Annotated in this window: 13 protein-coding genes and 1 tRNA gene; 3 read left to right on the top strand and 11 right to left on the bottom strand. The window is 67.9% G+C overall.

Features of this window, described 5'->3' with window-relative positions:
- Positions 1 to 3 precede the first annotated feature (3 nt).
- Positions 4 to 2,214, top strand: a complete 2,211-nt coding sequence (locus CEK29_RS05415) for an FUSC family protein (protein WP_094799663.1) — start codon at positions 4 to 6, stop codon at positions 2,212 to 2,214.
- A 43-nt stretch (positions 2,215 to 2,257) separates the two neighbouring features.
- Here CEK29_RS05415 and CEK29_RS05410 read toward each other — a convergent pair whose 3' ends face one another.
- The 4 genes from CEK29_RS05410 to CEK29_RS05395 all read right to left on the bottom strand — a co-directional run bounded on the left by CEK29_RS05410 (position 2,258) and on the right by CEK29_RS05395 (position 6,464).
- Positions 2,258 to 3,475 carry an MFS transporter gene (locus CEK29_RS05410; protein WP_094857523.1) on the bottom strand — a complete coding sequence of 406 codons (1,218 nt, stop codon included), beginning with the start codon at positions 3,473 to 3,475 and terminating at the stop codon, positions 2,258 to 2,260.
- Between the two features lie 7 nt (positions 3,476 to 3,482).
- Complete coding sequence (yaaA, locus tag CEK29_RS05405; RefSeq protein WP_094857522.1) at positions 3,483 to 4,256, bottom strand: peroxide stress protein YaaA; 774 nt, start codon at positions 4,254 to 4,256, stop codon at positions 3,483 to 3,485.
- A gap of 19 nt (positions 4,257 to 4,275) precedes the next feature.
- Positions 4,276 to 5,058, bottom strand: a complete 783-nt coding sequence (locus CEK29_RS05400; RefSeq protein WP_094799666.1) for a 3-hydroxybutyrate dehydrogenase — start codon at positions 5,056 to 5,058, stop codon at positions 4,276 to 4,278.
- 116 nt (positions 5,059 to 5,174) lie between these two features.
- Positions 5,175 to 6,464 (bottom strand): cation:proton antiporter domain-containing protein, encoded by a 1,290-nt coding sequence (locus CEK29_RS05395; RefSeq protein WP_094857521.1) that lies wholly within the window; start codon positions 6,462 to 6,464, stop codon positions 5,175 to 5,177.
- Positions 6,465 to 6,805: 341 nt separating this feature from the next.
- Here CEK29_RS05395 and CEK29_RS05390 point away from each other — a divergent pair.
- Positions 6,806 to 6,895, top strand: a tRNA-Ser gene (locus CEK29_RS05390).
- Between the two features lie 196 nt (positions 6,896 to 7,091).
- Here CEK29_RS05390 and CEK29_RS05385 read toward each other — a convergent pair.
- The 6 genes from CEK29_RS05385 to CEK29_RS05360 all read right to left on the bottom strand — a co-directional run bounded on the left by CEK29_RS05385 (position 7,092) and on the right by CEK29_RS05360 (position 14,609).
- The gene (locus CEK29_RS05385; RefSeq protein WP_094799668.1) at positions 7,092 to 7,616 is read right to left on the bottom strand and encodes a hypothetical protein; all 525 of its coding nucleotides are present in this window, start codon (positions 7,614 to 7,616) and stop codon (positions 7,092 to 7,094) included.
- A 146-nt stretch (positions 7,617 to 7,762) separates the two neighbouring features.
- Positions 7,763 to 9,457: a PepSY-associated TM helix domain-containing protein gene (locus tag CEK29_RS05380; protein WP_094857520.1), complete on the bottom strand. Its 1,695-nt coding sequence runs from the start codon at positions 9,455 to 9,457 to the stop codon at positions 7,763 to 7,765.
- A gap of 10 nt (positions 9,458 to 9,467) precedes the next feature.
- Positions 9,468 to 11,834 (bottom strand): TonB-dependent receptor, encoded by a 2,367-nt coding sequence (locus CEK29_RS05375; RefSeq protein ID WP_255176077.1) that lies wholly within the window; start codon positions 11,832 to 11,834, stop codon positions 9,468 to 9,470.
- Between the two features lie 246 nt (positions 11,835 to 12,080).
- Positions 12,081 to 13,034, bottom strand: coding sequence for a FecR domain-containing protein (locus CEK29_RS05370; protein WP_094857518.1), 954 nt, complete (start codon positions 13,032 to 13,034; stop codon positions 12,081 to 12,083).
- 59 nt (positions 13,035 to 13,093) lie between these two features.
- Complete coding sequence (locus CEK29_RS05365; RefSeq protein WP_094800187.1) at positions 13,094 to 13,669, bottom strand: sigma-70 family RNA polymerase sigma factor; 576 nt, start codon at positions 13,667 to 13,669, stop codon at positions 13,094 to 13,096.
- A gap of 280 nt (positions 13,670 to 13,949) precedes the next feature.
- Complete coding sequence (locus CEK29_RS05360; protein ID WP_094857517.1) at positions 13,950 to 14,609, bottom strand: thiopurine S-methyltransferase; 660 nt, start codon at positions 14,607 to 14,609, stop codon at positions 13,950 to 13,952.
- A 178-nt stretch (positions 14,610 to 14,787) separates the two neighbouring features.
- Here CEK29_RS05360 and CEK29_RS05355 point away from each other — a divergent pair, with 178 nt between their 5' ends.
- The gene (locus CEK29_RS05355; protein WP_176456838.1) at positions 14,788 to 15,489 is read left to right on the top strand and encodes a GGDEF domain-containing protein; all 702 of its coding nucleotides are present in this window, start codon (positions 14,788 to 14,790) and stop codon (positions 15,487 to 15,489) included.
- A gap of 53 nt (positions 15,490 to 15,542) precedes the next feature.
- On the opposite strand, the gene CEK29_RS05350 is transcribed toward CEK29_RS05355, so the two are convergent.
- On the bottom strand, positions 15,543 to 15,743 hold the full coding sequence (locus CEK29_RS05350; RefSeq protein WP_170948442.1) for a hypothetical protein: 201 nt from the start codon (positions 15,741 to 15,743) through the stop codon (positions 15,543 to 15,545).
- Positions 15,744 to 15,765: the final 22 nt, after the last annotated feature.

The raw sequence follows: 15,765 nt of genomic DNA, 5'->3' as shown, positions 1-15,765 counted from the left end.
CCCATGGACCTGCGCATCGCCAGCATCCGGCGCTTTCTTTACAGCCACTACTTTTTCGGCGGCGTGCGGCAGGGCATCGGCATGCTGCTGCCCGTGCTGGTGCTGGGCGGGCTCTTCGGGCAGTACAGCATGGGGCTGGTCGCCACCTTCGGCGCGCAGTGCCTGGCGATCATCGACCAGCCCGGCGGCCCGCAGCGCCATCGCACCAACGAAATGCTGGGCGGCGCCTTCCTGGGCACCGCCACCGTCACGATCACCGGCCTGGCCTCGACCTACCCGCTCATTTTGTGGCTGGTGGTGATCGCGCAGTGCTTTCTGTTTTCGATGTTCTCGGTGTTCGGCAAGCGCGGCGGCCTGATCGGCTTTGCCGGACTGTTGCTCATGACGCTGACCATGCATTCGCCGCTGCCGCCCGAAGAGGTGCTCTACCACTCGCTCGCGACCGCCGGCGGCGCGTTGTTCTATCTGCTGTTTTCGCTCACGTTCCGCCGGGTGTTCTGGTTGCGCGAAGAGCGTCAGGCCATGTCGGTGGCGCTCTTCGCGACCGCCGACTACATGGCGGCCCGCGCCAGCTTCTACGACGAAAACGCCGATCTCGACGACTCGTATCGCACGCTGATCCAGCGCCAATCGCTCATGACCGAGAACCACCAGGCCGCGCGCGATCTGGTGTTGCGGGCGCTGCCGCGGGGCCAGGGCTTTCGCGAGGGCGAGCGCATCATGCTCTGGAACATGTTCGTCGACATGCTGCAGATGCTGGATACGCTGGTCGCCACGCACACCGATTACGTGGCGCTGCGCCGCGCACTGGCCGGCAGCGACGCCTTGATCTTCATGCGCGACGCGCTGGTGAAGATGTCGCTCGAGATGAGCCGGATCGCGCTCGACGTGTCGCGCGGCCGCCAGACGCAGTATCGCAGCAGCGCCAAGGCCGAGTTGCGCGCCATCGAGTACGAGATCGAACAGCTCAAGCAACAAGGCCTGGGCGAGCGCGAACCCGAAACGCTGGCGCTGATCGTGCAGGTGCTGCGCCGCCTGCGCAACGCGGCCCGCATCGTCGACAAGCTGGCCGGCCACACGGCCCAGGAAGCCAACGCGGTGCCCACCAGCGAGCTGCGCATCAACAAATCGCTGACCCGGTTCATGTCGCGCCAGGAGGTGCGCCTGGGCATGATCACGAGCAATCTGCGCTTCGACTCGCCCCACTTCCGCTACGCGTTACGCGTCAGCCTCGCGGCGGCCGCGGCGATGGGGCTCATCGGCACCTGGCTGTCGAACAACATGGCCGCGCACAGCTACTGGGTGCTGCTGACCATCGTCATCATCATGAAGCCCGGCTTCGCCCTCACCCGCCAGCGCAACGTCTGGCGCCTGATGGGCACGCTGATCGGCTGCGTGGCCGCGCTGGCGCTGTTCGCCATCACCCAGCGCCCCGAAGTGCTGTTCGCGGTGTTGCTGGGCGCCTGCATCATGGGCAACAGCCTGATCCAGCTCAATTACATGGGCAGCGCGATCTTCAACACGCTGTTCGTGGTGCTGGTGTTCCACTTCGTGGCGCCCGGCACGGTCTCGCTCGATGTGATCGGCGAGCGCGCGCTCGACACGCTGCTGGGCTGCGTGCTGGCGCTGGTGTGCAGCTACATCCTGCCGTGGTGGGAAGCGCGCTACATGAAGCCGCTGGCGCAGGCCGCGTCGCGCGCCAATCGCGAATACCTGCGCGCGGGCCTGGGCTATGTGGAAGTGATGCAGGCCCACCCCGGCAAGACCGACGACGAGCCCGCCGTGGCCGAGGCCGACCTGCACTGGCGCCTCGCGCGCAAGAACGTGCATATCGCGTTCAGCAACTATGCCGAGGCCTTCTATCGCATGATGAGCGAGCCGCGTCAGCATCAGGTGAGCGTGCCCGAGTTCAACAACCTGCTGATCCAGAATCACATCCTGGCCTCGCAGATCACCGCGGCCATGCCGATCCTGGCCGCGCTGCCGCAGACACCGGCGCCGATCCAGGAGGCGCTGAACGGCATGGTGCAGCAGCTCGATCCGCAGGCGCCGGATCCCGGCCAGCTGCCGACCCAGTTCGACACCACCGGCGAACTGGCGACGCTGGCCTACCCCATCAAGCAGATGCTGCGCGCCACCGCGCTGATCCGCCAGGAACTCGAAGCCGTGGCGGACCCGGGCGAACATCGCCCGGTGGCGGTGCGGGCGGCGTGAAGGGGCGCCCGCGGGCAGGGACTCCCGCGGGCTAAGCGCCGGCTCAGGCCGACGCCACCGCCTGACGCCGCGGCCAGAAGTACCAGACCGCTGCCGCCACCTGCGCCACCAACAACACCGCCCATGCGGCCAGATGCCCGTCGGCGTTGAAGCCACCGGCGACACGCGGCCAGAGATCGACGACCCAGCCCACGCCGACCTGGCACAGGAAGATCATCAGGAACATCAGCAGGTTGGTGGTCGAGGCCACGCGGCCCAGCAGCTCGCGCGGGAACTCGCCCGCCAGCAGCGCGTAGACCAGAATGTTGGCCGAGCCGAAGATGCCATAGCCGGCCCACAGGGCCGCCAGCGGCAGCGGCACACGCAGCACGATGAGCAGCTGGATCACGAGGAACAGCACCATGCACAGGCCGCCGAAGCCGTACAGGCCGAGCCCCATGCGTTCGACACGGCGCGCGGCCACGCCCAGCCCGATATTGCCGGCCATCATCGCCAGACCCAGCAACGACACCAGCCAGGCGGCGGGCACCGCGTCCAGCCCGTTGACCTCGATCAGGTAGGGCCGCACCCACAGCGACTGCACACCGTAGAACACGCCCCCGGTCATCACGGGCAGCGAGACGAGCCGCCAGTAATGCGCGGACGTGAGCAGCGTCCAGGTGCCGCGCCATTGCTGGCCCAGCGTGACGGGCGCGCGCGCGGGTCCGGTTTCGCGCGGCGAACCGAACCAGATCAGCGCGGCGACGATCAGCGTGGCCGCGGCCATGCCGATGCTGACGGTGCGCCAGGTGGTGTGCTGCAGCAGCTCGGACAACGGTGAGCCGACCAGCACGCCGCCCATGCCGCCCACGGCCATCACCAGGCCATTGATGCTCGGCAGGCGCGACAGCGGGAACGTATGGGCCAGGGCCTGGAAGGTGGCGCCCAGGCACACGCAGACGCCGGCGCCGATCAGGAGGCGTCCGACCATCAGGCCGCCCAGGGTGGTCGCCATGCCATAGATCAGCGTGCCGATGGCGGCCACCACGAGCATCGCCGCGTTGACGCGGCGCGGGCCCCAGGTGTCGAGCATCAGGCCCGCCGGAATCTGCAGCAGCGCAAACCCGAGGAAGTACAGGCTCGTGAGCGTGCCGAGGTCGGCCGCCGACAGGCTCAGCTCCTGGGTCAGGTAGGGTCCGAAGCCGATGTTCAGGCCGCGGAACACATACGAGATCAGATAGCCGAGCGAGAAAAACAGAAAGACGCGCAGGCCGGCCGGCATGACCGGCTCAGGCCTGCTTGCGGCGGAACACCAGCTTGTCGGCGCTGGAGACGTCGGCGGCGAAGGCATAGCCTTCGCTGTCGAACGCCTGCAGGCCTTCGGGCTTGGCGATCTTGTGCGTGATGGCGTAGCGCGCCATCAGGCCGCGCGCGCGCTTGGCATGGAAGCTGATGACCTTCCAGTCGCCGCCCTTCCAGTCCTGGAACACGCACTGCACCACGCGCGCCTTGAGCACCTTCTTGTCGACCACCTTGAAATACTCTTCGGAGGCGAGGTTGATGACCACGGGCGCCTTCTGGCTTTCCTGGCGCGTATTGAGATAGTCGGCCACGCTCGAGCCCCAGTACTCGTACAGGTTCTTGCCCTTGGGGCTCTCCAGCCGCGTGCCCATCTCGAGGCGATACGGCTGCATCAGGTCGAGCGGCCGCAACGCGCCGTAGAGGCCCGACAGGATCACGACGTGATCCTGCGCCCATTCGAGCTGGCGCTCGGACAGACTGGGAGCCTCGAGACCCTCGTACACGTCGCCATTGAAGGCCAGCACGGCCTGGCGCGCGTTATCGAGCGTGAAGGTCTTCTTCCATGCGCCGTAGCGCGCCACGTTGAGCTCGGACAGCGCCGGCGACAGGCTCATGAGCTCGCCGATATCCTCGGCGGACTTGGTCTTGAGCACCCTGATCAGGGCGGCCGCCTGATCGACGAACAACGGTTGCGTGTGCAACTCGGTCTTGACCGGCGTGTCGTAGTCGAGCTTTTTGGCCGGAGAGAGCAAGAACAGCATGTAAGAGAGTCCTGGTGGTTCAGCGGGCGGTCCAGCCGCCATCGACGGAAATGGTGGTGCCGGTAACCTGCGCGGCTGCTTCGGAAGCAAGATAGACGGCGGTGCCGCCGAGTTGTTCGGGCGTGACGAACTGCAGCGAGGGCTGCTTCTCGCCGAGCAGCTCGCGCGCGGCCGCTTCCTGGTCGGTGTGGCCGCGTTCGGCCAGTGCCGTGATCTGCTTTTCGACGAGCGGCGTGCGGACCCAGCCCGGGCAGATCGCGTTGGCGGTGATGCCCTGGCCGGCCGTCTCGAGCGCGGTGACCTTGGTCAGGCCCACCACCCCGTGCTTGGCCGCCACATAGGCGGATTTTTGCGCCGAGCCCACGAGGCCGTGCGCCGACGCGATATTGATAATGCGGCCCCAGCCCTGCTTTTTCATGTGGGGCAGCGCGGCGGCCGAGCCGTGGAACACGGCCGAGAGATTGAGCGCGATGACGGCATCCCACTTGTCGATGGGGAAGTCTTCGATCAGCGCGGTGTGCTGGATGCCGGCGTTGTTGACGAGGATGTCGATGCGACCGAAGGTCTGCACGGTGTTGGCCACCATCTGGCGCACGGCCTCGCCCTTGGACAGGTCGGCGCCGTCGTACAGCACCTTGACGCCATGCTCCTCGGCCAGACGGGCGCGCAGCGCCTCGATCTCGCCGGCATCGCCGAACCCGTTGAGCACCACATCGGCGCCTTGCTGCGCGAATGCGGTGGCGATACCCAGGCCGATCCCGCTGGTGGAACCGGTGACGACAGCGACTTTACCTTTGAGCATGTGCTTTCTCCTGATGGATCGGGTGGGACGACGGCCATGAGTGTAGCCGCGCCGCATCGATCTATCATGGCACAGCCGACCACCGCCGCGCTATCGACAAGGCGTTCATGGCGCTGTCAGGGGCGGCGTGCGTCGGGGCCGTCGCCGTCGACCGTTGCGCCCGCAGCGATCGCCGCGGCGTCCGCGGCCCGGATCCGGGCCTCGCCGCTCGCGCCCTCGGTCTGGGCGGCGGGCCCCTCGAAGCCCACAGGCGTCACGTCCATGCCCGCGATCCCGCCATACCGCGCGGGGAGCCGCTCGAGCAAACGGATCAGGCACGGCACCAGGCCCATCGATATCGCCACCACCACGGCCAGCAGGTCGCGCTGCGCCAGCGTCATGAGGTTGTTGTCCCAGGCCTCGTTGAAGATCACGAAGCTGAACTCGCCGCCCTGCGCCAGCACCAGTGCGTAGAGCAGCCGATGGTAGTGCGGCAGGCCCACGATGCGCGCCAGCACGTAGATGAGGGCGAGCTTGATGAGCAACAGCGCCGCCACGCCCGCGAGCACATACGGCCAGAATGTCCAGGCCTCGCGCACGTTCACGGACATGCCCACCGCGAGGAAGAATAGCCCCAGCAACAGACCCTTGAACGGTTCGATGGTGCGCTCGAGCTCCTCGCGATACGACGACTCGGCCAGCAGCACGCCTACCAGAAAGCCACCCAGGCCCGCCGACAGACCGGCGTAGTCGAACAACTGCGCCGAGCCCAGCACGATCAGCAAGGTGGCCGCCGTGAACAGCTCACGGACCTTCGTGCGCACCACCAGGCTCAGCAGCCGTACGCGCCGCATGACGAGCACCACGGCGACCCCGGCGAGGGCCACCCCGAACGACGGCGCACTCGCCCCGCCCGAGCCCAAGAGCCCTGCCGCGACCAGCATGGGAATCGCCGCCATGTCCTGGAACAGCAAGACACCGAGCGCCGAGTAGCCCACCGGCGTCTTCAACAAACCGCGCTCTTCGAGCAGCCGCAACGCCACTGCCGTGGAAGAAAGCGAGAGCGACAGACCGCACAGCACCGCCGCGACCCAGGACATCCCGGCCAGGTGCCGCAGCCCGGCCCCGAACACCAGCCCCAGCACCAGGCCGCACGCCAGCACCTGCAGTGTCCCGGCGCCGAAGACCTCGCGCCGCATGCCCCACAGGCGCCTGGGCGCGAGCTCGAGTCCGATCACGAACAGCATCATCACCACGCCCCATTCGGAGACGTTGAGGATCTGCGGCACGTCGGTGACCATGCTCAGGCCGGACGGCCCGATCGCCATGCCGGCCAGCAGATAGCCCGGAATGGCGCCCAGGCCGAGGCGGTGCGCCAGGGGTACGCAGATGACGGCGGCCAACAACAGCAGCGTGATGAGGTCCATGATCCATGACGGGGCATGCCCGGGAGGCCGGCCCGCTCGAGAAGGTGCCGGCCCGCGCCAGCACTCTTGGCCGCATTCTGGCAAAATTCGGCGCGTCGCGGCGCATGCCGCACCGCCGCGCGATGCAAGAATTCAAAAAAATTTGAGCAACGTTCACACAAGCGGATTTTTTTGTGTAGAATGGCGGGCTTCGCTGCTCAAGAACAGAAATGCTCCTGAACCCAGCGAAGTGAAAACCAGAAGTAAAAGGCAAGGCCTTGCGGATGCATCGTTATCCGCCCTGATGCGAGCTTAAGACCACAAGACGCATCACGGAGCTTCCTTGCAGCAGTACCCGTCACGGAGAGGTGGCAGAGTGGTCGAATGCGCCGGACTCGAAATCCGGTATACGTTTAGGCGTATCGTGGGTTCGAATCCCACCCTCTCCGCCAGGATTCAAGCACTCAGTGCTGCGCTACAGGCCCCGATCTTTCGGGGCCTTTTTGTTTTCCGACTACCGGCCCGGTCACTCGTCACCGTCGAGCCCGCTGCGCAAAACACCGCGCCGCGCAATTTCGCCCGCGTGCCGGCACGGCAATGCCGGGCACTGCCACGACGTCTCGTCCCACGGCGAGGCGCAATCCCTCCCTAGTAGTACAGCTCGGTTCCCAACGCTTCGTAGAACTTGGCCCGCAGTGCGCTGGCCTCTTCGTGCTTGCCCATGGTGAACTTCAGGTCGACCATGTCGGAGGCCAGCTCTCTGGCCGCCGTCAAGAGCTTGTACTCGACCATGCGGGTTGATTCCGCCAACTCTTCGCGCGTAGGCGCGGGCAGGTCATTCGCCGACATGGGCAAAAGCAACTCCGCGGGCAGGGCCGCATAGGCGGCGTCATAAGCGGCCTGGCGGATTTCACGCGTATCGGGCACGCGGTCATCCGGATGGTTGCTTTCGGCCGGGAGAAGTGCAACGAGGGCGTTTATCTGCGTCAGCACGCCTTGCAGCAGGCTGGCGAGCGCCTTATTGCCTTGAATCTTGCCGATCAGGTCGGCCATCTTGTTTTCGAGATTCGCCACGCGCGCCTGATGAATTTCCGTGGTGGCCTTCGCCACGTCTTTATCCGACACCAGGGCAACCAGGCCGGGAAGTCTGTCATGGATGAGCTGCGCGGTCACATTCGGCTCCTAAGGCGATTCATCGGATGGGCATATTGCCGGATGAGTAACGCCCGCCGCGCTTCGGTTCCACACCGGCGCCCGATGCCGCGCCGCGGGCGTGGCCCACATGCGCGGGCAGGACCCGCACGCCGGAGAACGCTGCGTCAGGTTTGCCCGCTGCGATACCCGATCCAGCCCAGCACCGCCCCGCCGCCGATGCAGATCATCTCGAAGCCGGCACGCACGCCATCGCCCTGCGCCATCGTGGCGATTAGGTGCGAGGCCGTGAACGCGTTGAGCAGCGGCAGGCCCATGAGCAGCAGCGCGGACGCACCGAGCAGGTCACGCCAGCGATTGCGGCGCGCAATCAGGGTCCAGGCACAGGCCGCCAGCCACGCGATGAAGAACGCCCGCACCTCCCAGGCCGCACGCGTCGGCAGGTCGGCCGGCAACAGACGATTGGCCCAGAAATAGGCCGCGGTGGCGAGGGGCAGGCCCGCGATCGTGGCGATGTTCAGGGCGTTGACGAGGCGTAGCGACGGGCTGGCATCGGGCAAGCTTGTCGGGCTTGCCCGCGCGCCTTTCTGGCGGCGCTTGGCCAGCCACAGGATCAGGCCCGTCGCGACCATGGCCGTGCTGGCCATGCCGATCAGGAAGTACAGCGCGCGCAACATGGGCTCGGCGAACCAGCCGAGATGCAGGCCGATGAGACCGCCGACCGCGACGAGCGCCGGGCTGCGATCTTTGGGGTCTCCGATCGGCCTGCCGGTGGCGCCCTCGTAGGCGAGCGCGGGCGGCACGAGGCTGTGCGACACGCGCTCGGCGGCGAGGCGCTGCACGACCACCGTGGCGGCCGCGTCGCCGGCGTGCAGCACCGTCACGCGCCCTGCCCGACCGTCCCACTGCGCCTCGGCTCGCTCCACCATCGATTGCAGCGGCATCAGCGGCGAGGCCACGCCCGACGCCGGCGGCGCCCGATGTCCCGGCACGAGTTGCGCGGTGAAATGGCGCGTGTCGTCATAGGCCGCGAGGATGCCGGCCGGCATCAGCATGCTCATCAGCAGGATCAATCCCGTGAACGAGATCATGAGGTGGAACGGCAGGCCGAGTACCGCCAGCACGTTGTGACCGTCCATCCACGCGCGCGCGCCGCCGCCGCGTCGGGTGGCCTCACGCCTCCCTGCATCGCCCACCTTAGTCCCGCTTCCGCTCGAAGTCGCGCCGCGCAGACTCGCAACGAGCTGACGGGAGCCGTCAGAACCGCCGCGGCCCGGCCTAACGCGGCCCGGCCTGACGCGGCTCGGCCTAAACACAAAGAAATCCTGGAACAGCTTGCGATGCACGATGACGCCGCTCACGACCGCGACCAGCATGAACATCGCGGCAACGCCGGCGATCCAGCGGCCCCATGGATAGGCCAGCTGAAGTTCGTAATGAAAGCGATAGAAGAAGTCGCCCCCGCGCGTCGAACGCGGCGTGAGCAGCGCGCCCGTGACCGGATGCAGCAGCGCGGTGCCAAAGCCCGGCTGACCCGCTACCGGCGCGGCCTCCTCGTAGGCAAGCGTGATCCGCGGCTCGCGCGGCGTGGGCAGCACCAGCGTCCAGCGCGGCGAATCCGCGTGGTGCCGGGTCATGTACGCCTGCGCCACCGCCGCGGCCTGCCCGGCCTCGGGCAAGGCGGCGACCACCGGCAGCTCGGGCTGCATCCAGGCCGTGATTTCGGCCCGGTAGTAGGCGAGCGTGCCGGTCCAGAGCACGGCGTACAGCACCCAGCCGAGCAGCAGCCCGGCCCAGGTGTGCAGCCAACTCATCGCCTGGCGCAGGCTTTCGTGCCCCTGCGCCGTACCGCGCCCGCTCATGCCGCGCGCGTCAGAATTCCGCGCTCAGCGACAGCAGCACGGTCAGCGGCGCGCCCACGGTCAGGCCCTCGCGTGCGGCGGATTGCCAGTAGTTCTTGTTGAACACGTTCTCGACCGTCGCGCGCATGACCATCGGCGTGCCGCCGGCCTTGAACGCGTAGCGCGCACCCACGTCGAAGCGGGTCCAGCCCGGGATGGTCTGCGTGTTGCCGACGTCCACGTATTGATCGGTGGTGCGCAGCATGCGCGCCGTGAGCGTCAGGCCCTGCGCGAACGGCGTGTCCCACTCGACGGCGGCATTGAACTGATAGCGCGGCACGGCAGGCGCGCGATTGCCATCGTTCAGCCCGCCGACGGTGCGCGTGAGGCGGGCGTCGGTGTAGGCCACGCCACCCAGCACGCGCACGCTGCGGCTGAGTTCGCCCTCGCCCAGCAGCTCGATGCCGCGATTGCGCTGCTCACCGTTGACGACGTAACGGTTGGAGCCGGGATCGACGAAGCCGCTGGGGCGCTCGATCTGGAACGCGCTGAGCGTGGTGGTGAAATCACCGAAGTCGTACTTCGCGCCCACCTCGAACTGCTTGGCCACTTCCGGCGCGAACGTCTCGCCGGCGTTCGCCGTGCCGGCCGGCGCGGTGGCGCCCTGGCTCAGGCCCTGGATGTAGTTGGTGTAGAGCGACAGCTGACGCACCGGGCGCACCGTCAGGGCAAAGGCCGGCGAGAGCTTCGACTTGCCGTAGTTGGAGGTGGCGTCGCCCGTGGTCGCGCTGAAGTTGGTCGACTGCACGCGCTGATTGCGCACGCCCGCGATGAACTGCACGCGGTCATCCATGAACGACATCGTGTCGGCCGCGGCCACGCTGTAGAGGCGCGTGTCGCTCGTGCGCGGCAGATCGCCCGGCCGCGCGATGTTGGGCTTGGCCAGATCGGCGGGGTGGTAGATGTTGGACGTGACGATGCTCGAACGGACGCGGGCCGACGAATAATCGATGTCCATGAAGCTCGCGCTCAGCGCGGGCTGGTGCTTGATCGGGCCGGTGTGGAACAGGCCGCGCACGCCGATCTCGCCCGTCTTGCTGATGAGCGACTCGTCCAGGCGCGCCGGGATGGACGCGATGCTGCCGTTGCCATCCTGCATCAGCCACGAGGTCTGCATGCTTTCGAAATCATGCTTGCGCGCGCCGAGCGCGCCGTACACCGTCCAGTCCGAGGCCACGTCGTACTCGGCACGCACCGCGCCCGACCATTCCTTCGTCTTCCAGTACGTCCACGACGGGAACAAGTTGCGGCGCGCATCCGGTGCGCGGCCGATGTCGGTACCGGCCGCAGGAGGGAACAGCAGCCCGCTGCGCGCGTCGGTGACGCGATTCTGATAGTTGATGTCGCCCTCGATGCGGAAGCGATCGCCCTTGAAATCCAGGCCGAGGGCGACGGCGCCCAGATCTTCGTTGGCACCGTCCATGGCCAGATCGCCGCCGCTGCCCGCCACGTTCAGGCGCACGCCGAACTCCTGCGCGTCGCCGTAGCGGCGCGCGAGGTCGGCGTGCAGGCCCAACTGGCTGTCGCTGATGTACGAGAGCGTGTAGCGATTGAGCGGCTCGGCGCCCGCACGTTTGGGCACGAGGTTGATCGAGCCGCCCACCGAGCCGTAGGGCGACATGCCGTTGAGCAGCGCGTTCGGACCGCGCAGCACTTCCACGCGTTCCACCCCGATCAGCGAGCTCGAGTTGCGCGGCGACACGCCGTACAGGCCGTTGAACGACACGTCGTAGTTGTAGAGCGTGAAGCCACGGATGTTGAACTCGTCGCGGCCGGCGCCGCGCGAGTAGGTATTGCGCACCGAGGGATCGTTGACCAGCACGTCGCCGATGTTCTGCGCCTGCTGATCTTCGATCAGCTTGGAGGTGTACTGCGTCACGCTGAACGGCGTGTCCATGTCGTCGCGATTGCCCAGCAGGCCGAGGGCGCCACCCGTGGCGACCTGACCGCCGGCGTAGACGGGCGACAGGCCCGTGGTCGCGGTGCCGGTGACCGTCACGGTCTCGAGCTCGGTCGCGGAACCGGCAGGCACGGGGCTCAGGCGATATTGATTCGGCGCATCCTGCGAGGCACGCAGGCCGGTGCCGGCCAGCGCCCGCGACAGGGCCGCCTGCCGCGTGAAGCTGCCCTGGACGCCGGCACTTTGCCGGCCCGCCACCAGCTCAGGCGTGGCGATCAGCAGAATGCCGGTTTCGTTCGCGAGCCGTGCCAGCACCTGATTCAGCGGGCCGGCCGGCACGTTGAATTGCCGTTGCACCTCGGCCTGGCCCGCGCCGGACTGCGCGGCGGCGGGCGCGGCCCACAGCGCGGTACCGGCCAAAGCCAGCGCGAGGCTCAAGGCACGGGTACGGCCGAAACCAGCAGTGGATGCGCGCGCAGCGGGGGAGCGTCGAATCGCGGACGCGGAGCGAGGAAAACGAACGGGCATGATGAACCTGGGCTCTCAATCGATGTATGGGTCTGTGCGAGCCTGGCCGCGCCGGCGCCGCGGAACTCACGGCGCGAGCATGACTGGCTCTCTACCTCCCTCATCGAACGAGGCATGAAAATGCGGAACCCGAATTTGTAACGACAGGCCGCGCGGCTATGCGCGCGCGTCGACGCTGATCCAGAAGGCCAGCGGCTGGCGCACCCGGATCGGCATGACGGAGGCCAGCATGGCCAGCGCACGCGGCACGTCGTCGATCGGGAAGCTGCCGAACACGCGCAGATGCGCGATCTCGGGCGCAAGGCCGAGGTGACCCAGGTGGTAGCGGCGAAGTTCGCCCACCACCTCACCCAACGTGAGGCCGTCGGCCACCAGCACGCCGCGTGTCCAGGCCTCGTGCCCGGGGTTGGCCGCGACCCGCGGCCGCAGGCCGTCTTCGCCGAAATAGGCTTGTTCGCCCGCCGACACCACACCCGTGGCGCCGCCTCGCGACGGCGCCACCCTCACCGCCCCATCGAACACGGCGACCAGCACGGCGTCATGCTCCTGCCGCACGGTGAAGCGCGTTCCGAGCGCCTGCAGCCGCCCCGCGCCGGTATCGACGACAAACGGCCGGGCGGCATCGGGCGCCGTGTCGATCAGCATTTCGCCCTCGACCAGTTCCAGCCTGCGCAGCGATGCGCCGTAGTCGACGTTGAAGGCGCTGAGCGCGCGCAACCAGACCCGCGTGCCGTCCGGCAGCGAGATCTGGCGCGTCTCGCCGATGCCTGCACGGTGATCGGCGCCCCACCCCGCCGCGAGCGCGGGCAGGGGGGTATGGCGCCAGCTTGCCCAGCCGAGCCATCCGGCGCCGATCGCGCCGAACAGTCCCAGGACCACCTGGCGTCGCGTGCGTCCGCCGCCGGCCGAGGCGCGGCGGTAGGCCGCGACGGCGGCATCGCGGTCTGCGCTGGCCTGCAGCGGGGCGAAGCGCATGCCGATCCGTTCGACGTAGTGCCACGCCTGTTGATGCTCGGCGGCGCCCTCCAGCCAGAGCCGCCACGCGGCATGATCCTGTGCGCTGGCCTCGCCCGAACGCAGCAGGGCATACCAGTCGGCGGCCTGCTCCATGGCCCGGTGAGAGGGTTCCTGAACGGGCGGGTCGGTCCTGACGCGGTGCGAGGTGGCGCTCACAGCGCGCCCGCCAGCGGCGGCATGTGCGCCGGGCGCGCAGCCGAGGACGCGGGATCGAGTCCGAGCCGGGCTTCGAGCAACATGCAGCGCAACATGGCTTGGGCGACATACTTGCGCACCATGCGCGTCGACACGTCCAGCGCAGCGGCCACCTCGGCATCGGTGGCTTCGCAGACCACGGCCATGACGAACGCCTGCGCGGCCTTCGGCGGCAATCCGCGCAGCATGGCGTCGATTTCGCCGAGGGCCTCGAGCACCATGGCCTGATGTTCGGCGGACGGCGCGGTGGGTTCGGGACGGGCGGCCAGGGTGTCGAGCCAGGCCTGTTCGAGCTCGCGCCGACGCCAGAGGTCGACACACATGCCCGAGGCCATCGTACGAAGATAGACGCGGGCCTGCGGGTCGTTGTCGAAACGGCATTTGCCGGTCAGCACGCGCAGGAAGGCATCCTGCGCGAGGTCGGCGGCATCGGCCGCATTGCCCAGTCGGCGATGCAGCCACTTGTAGAGCCAGCCGTGGTGGCTGCCATACAGATGCTCGAAATCCTGGGACGGCTGATTGTGTCCACTCACGGTGGCGTTCTCGCTCACCGCCCGTTGAATACGAACGGTTATCAATTGCTTTTCAGCCGGAATTATTGCCCGCCCCCCGGCGGTTTGGCAACCGCGGGACGCGAGGCAGAGCCGCCCCGTTGCACGGGTGATACGCCGGCCGGGATACGCCGGCCGGGATACGCCGGCCGGGATACGCCGGCCGGGATCAGCCGACCCGGTGCGCACCGGGGGCGGCCCGGCCGCACCTGGCCGGCCGCACCTCGCCGGTCGCACCCCAGCCACCCGGTCGGGTGATCGCTCAGCGCGCGCCGTCGAGTCGATAGACCAGCGTGTCCAGGCTCGCGACGCCGCGGTCCAGAAACTTCGGCTCTTTTTCGAGTATGTCGCGACGATCGATCAGGGTCGCGCGGCTGTGGCCGGCGTAGATCCGCTGCACCTCTTCGTCGTTGACGGAGAACGGCGGCCCGTCCATCTGCGCCTGCGGGTAGTCGAGCGTGATCAGAATGCCGCGGTAGTCGGGCGCGAGCTGGCCGTACACATGGCGGGCGTAGCGGGCCCGCATGTCGGCGGGCAGGGCGACCAGCGCGGCGCGGTCGTATACGCCGTGACACGAACCCAGCAGGGCCGCGTCCAGGTCGAAGATATCGGCGCACAACAGCGCCACATCGCCCGCCGTATAAAGGTCTCCCGCCGGGGTCTGGCTGATGACCGGGGTGAGCGTGTTTTCGTCGAAGAACTGCTCGACGGCCTGCCGCGCGAGCTCCACGCCCAGGACCTGCATCCCCTGCCCTGCCAGCCACACCATGTCGAGCGATTTGCCGGCCAGCGGCACCAGCACCCGGCTACCGGGGCCGAGCTCGAGGGCAGGCCAGTATTTCTGCAGCAGCGGGGTGACCCGGCTCTGGTGAAAGTGAGTACGGCCATCGCGCCAGCGCTCGAGCCAGAATTCGGCGTCCATCGTGCCTTGCTCCTCGAATCAGGGGGAAAGCGCATTGTAGAGGCGGCGTGGGCGTAATCGCGCATGTGCGGTGGTTCGCACCTCGGCGCACCCTTTGCAATTGTTGACCATGCCAAGCGCCGGCGAGCACGCGATTCGCATTAGTCTTGCGACCTGGCGCCCGCACTCGCAGAGGACCATGATCGACGCTCGCAGATTTCTCCTTCCCACCCTTGCCGTGGAACCGCCGCCGGCCCCGCGCCGGCGTGGTGGCGTGCGCGGCCGTCCCACTGGCCCGCGGCTGTCCGGCCTGACCCCGGCAATACAGGCGCGCATGCAGGCGCTGCGCGACGAGAATGCCCGGCTGCGCGCGCTGGCGCACACGGACGACCTGACCGGCGCATACAACCGCCGCTATTTCTCGACCCATCTGCGCCGCGCGCTGCAGGCGAACGCACGCGCGCAGGGTGTGGCGCTCATCCTGTTCGATCTGGACGACTTCAAGCGCATCAACGATCAGCACGGCCACCACGTCGGCGATCGGGTGCTGCGCCTCGTCGCGCGCGCCGCGAACAGCGTCCTGCGTCGCACCGGCGACAGCCTCTGTCGGCTGGGTGGCGACGAATTCGCGGCGATCTGTTCGGCGCGCTCGCCGACCGACGCCATGTGGCAGGCGCGGCAACTGATGCTCGCGATCCGGGCACTGGACCCGGCCGAGCTGGGACGCGGCCTGCCCGCCATGACGGCGACCTTCGGGCTGGTATGGATCGCGCCCGGTCTGCAACCGGCGTGGCGGGACATCTACGCGGCCTCGGACCACGCGCTGTATCGCGCGAAGCAGGCCGGCAAAAACGACATCGTGATGGCAAACTGGCCGGTCCAACAGGACCGGCCAGCGTAGTAGAGGATGCGCCAGGAGCCGGGACGGATGCGGCAGCGCCGCGGCCCGCGGGGTCAGACGATCGGCGGTTCGATCCAGTAGAAGCGTTCGCCCTGACGGATCATGCCGGCGACGCCTTCGGGCTCCATGCGGAAGTCCGTGCCCATGAGGGTCGCGCCCCCATCGGCGTGAATGTGGATGATGGCCAGCGGGTCCTTCTCCATGGTGTACCAGTAGTACCCGGGCTTGAGATCGTGCGGCAGTTGCGTAGTCATGCGTCGAGTATACAAATAAGCC

It is taken from the genome of Bordetella genomosp. 5 (assembly GCF_002261475.1).
GTDB lineage: Bacteria > Pseudomonadota > Gammaproteobacteria > Burkholderiales > Burkholderiaceae_B > Bordetella.
This window is presented reverse-complemented; position numbering and strand designations above follow the sequence as displayed.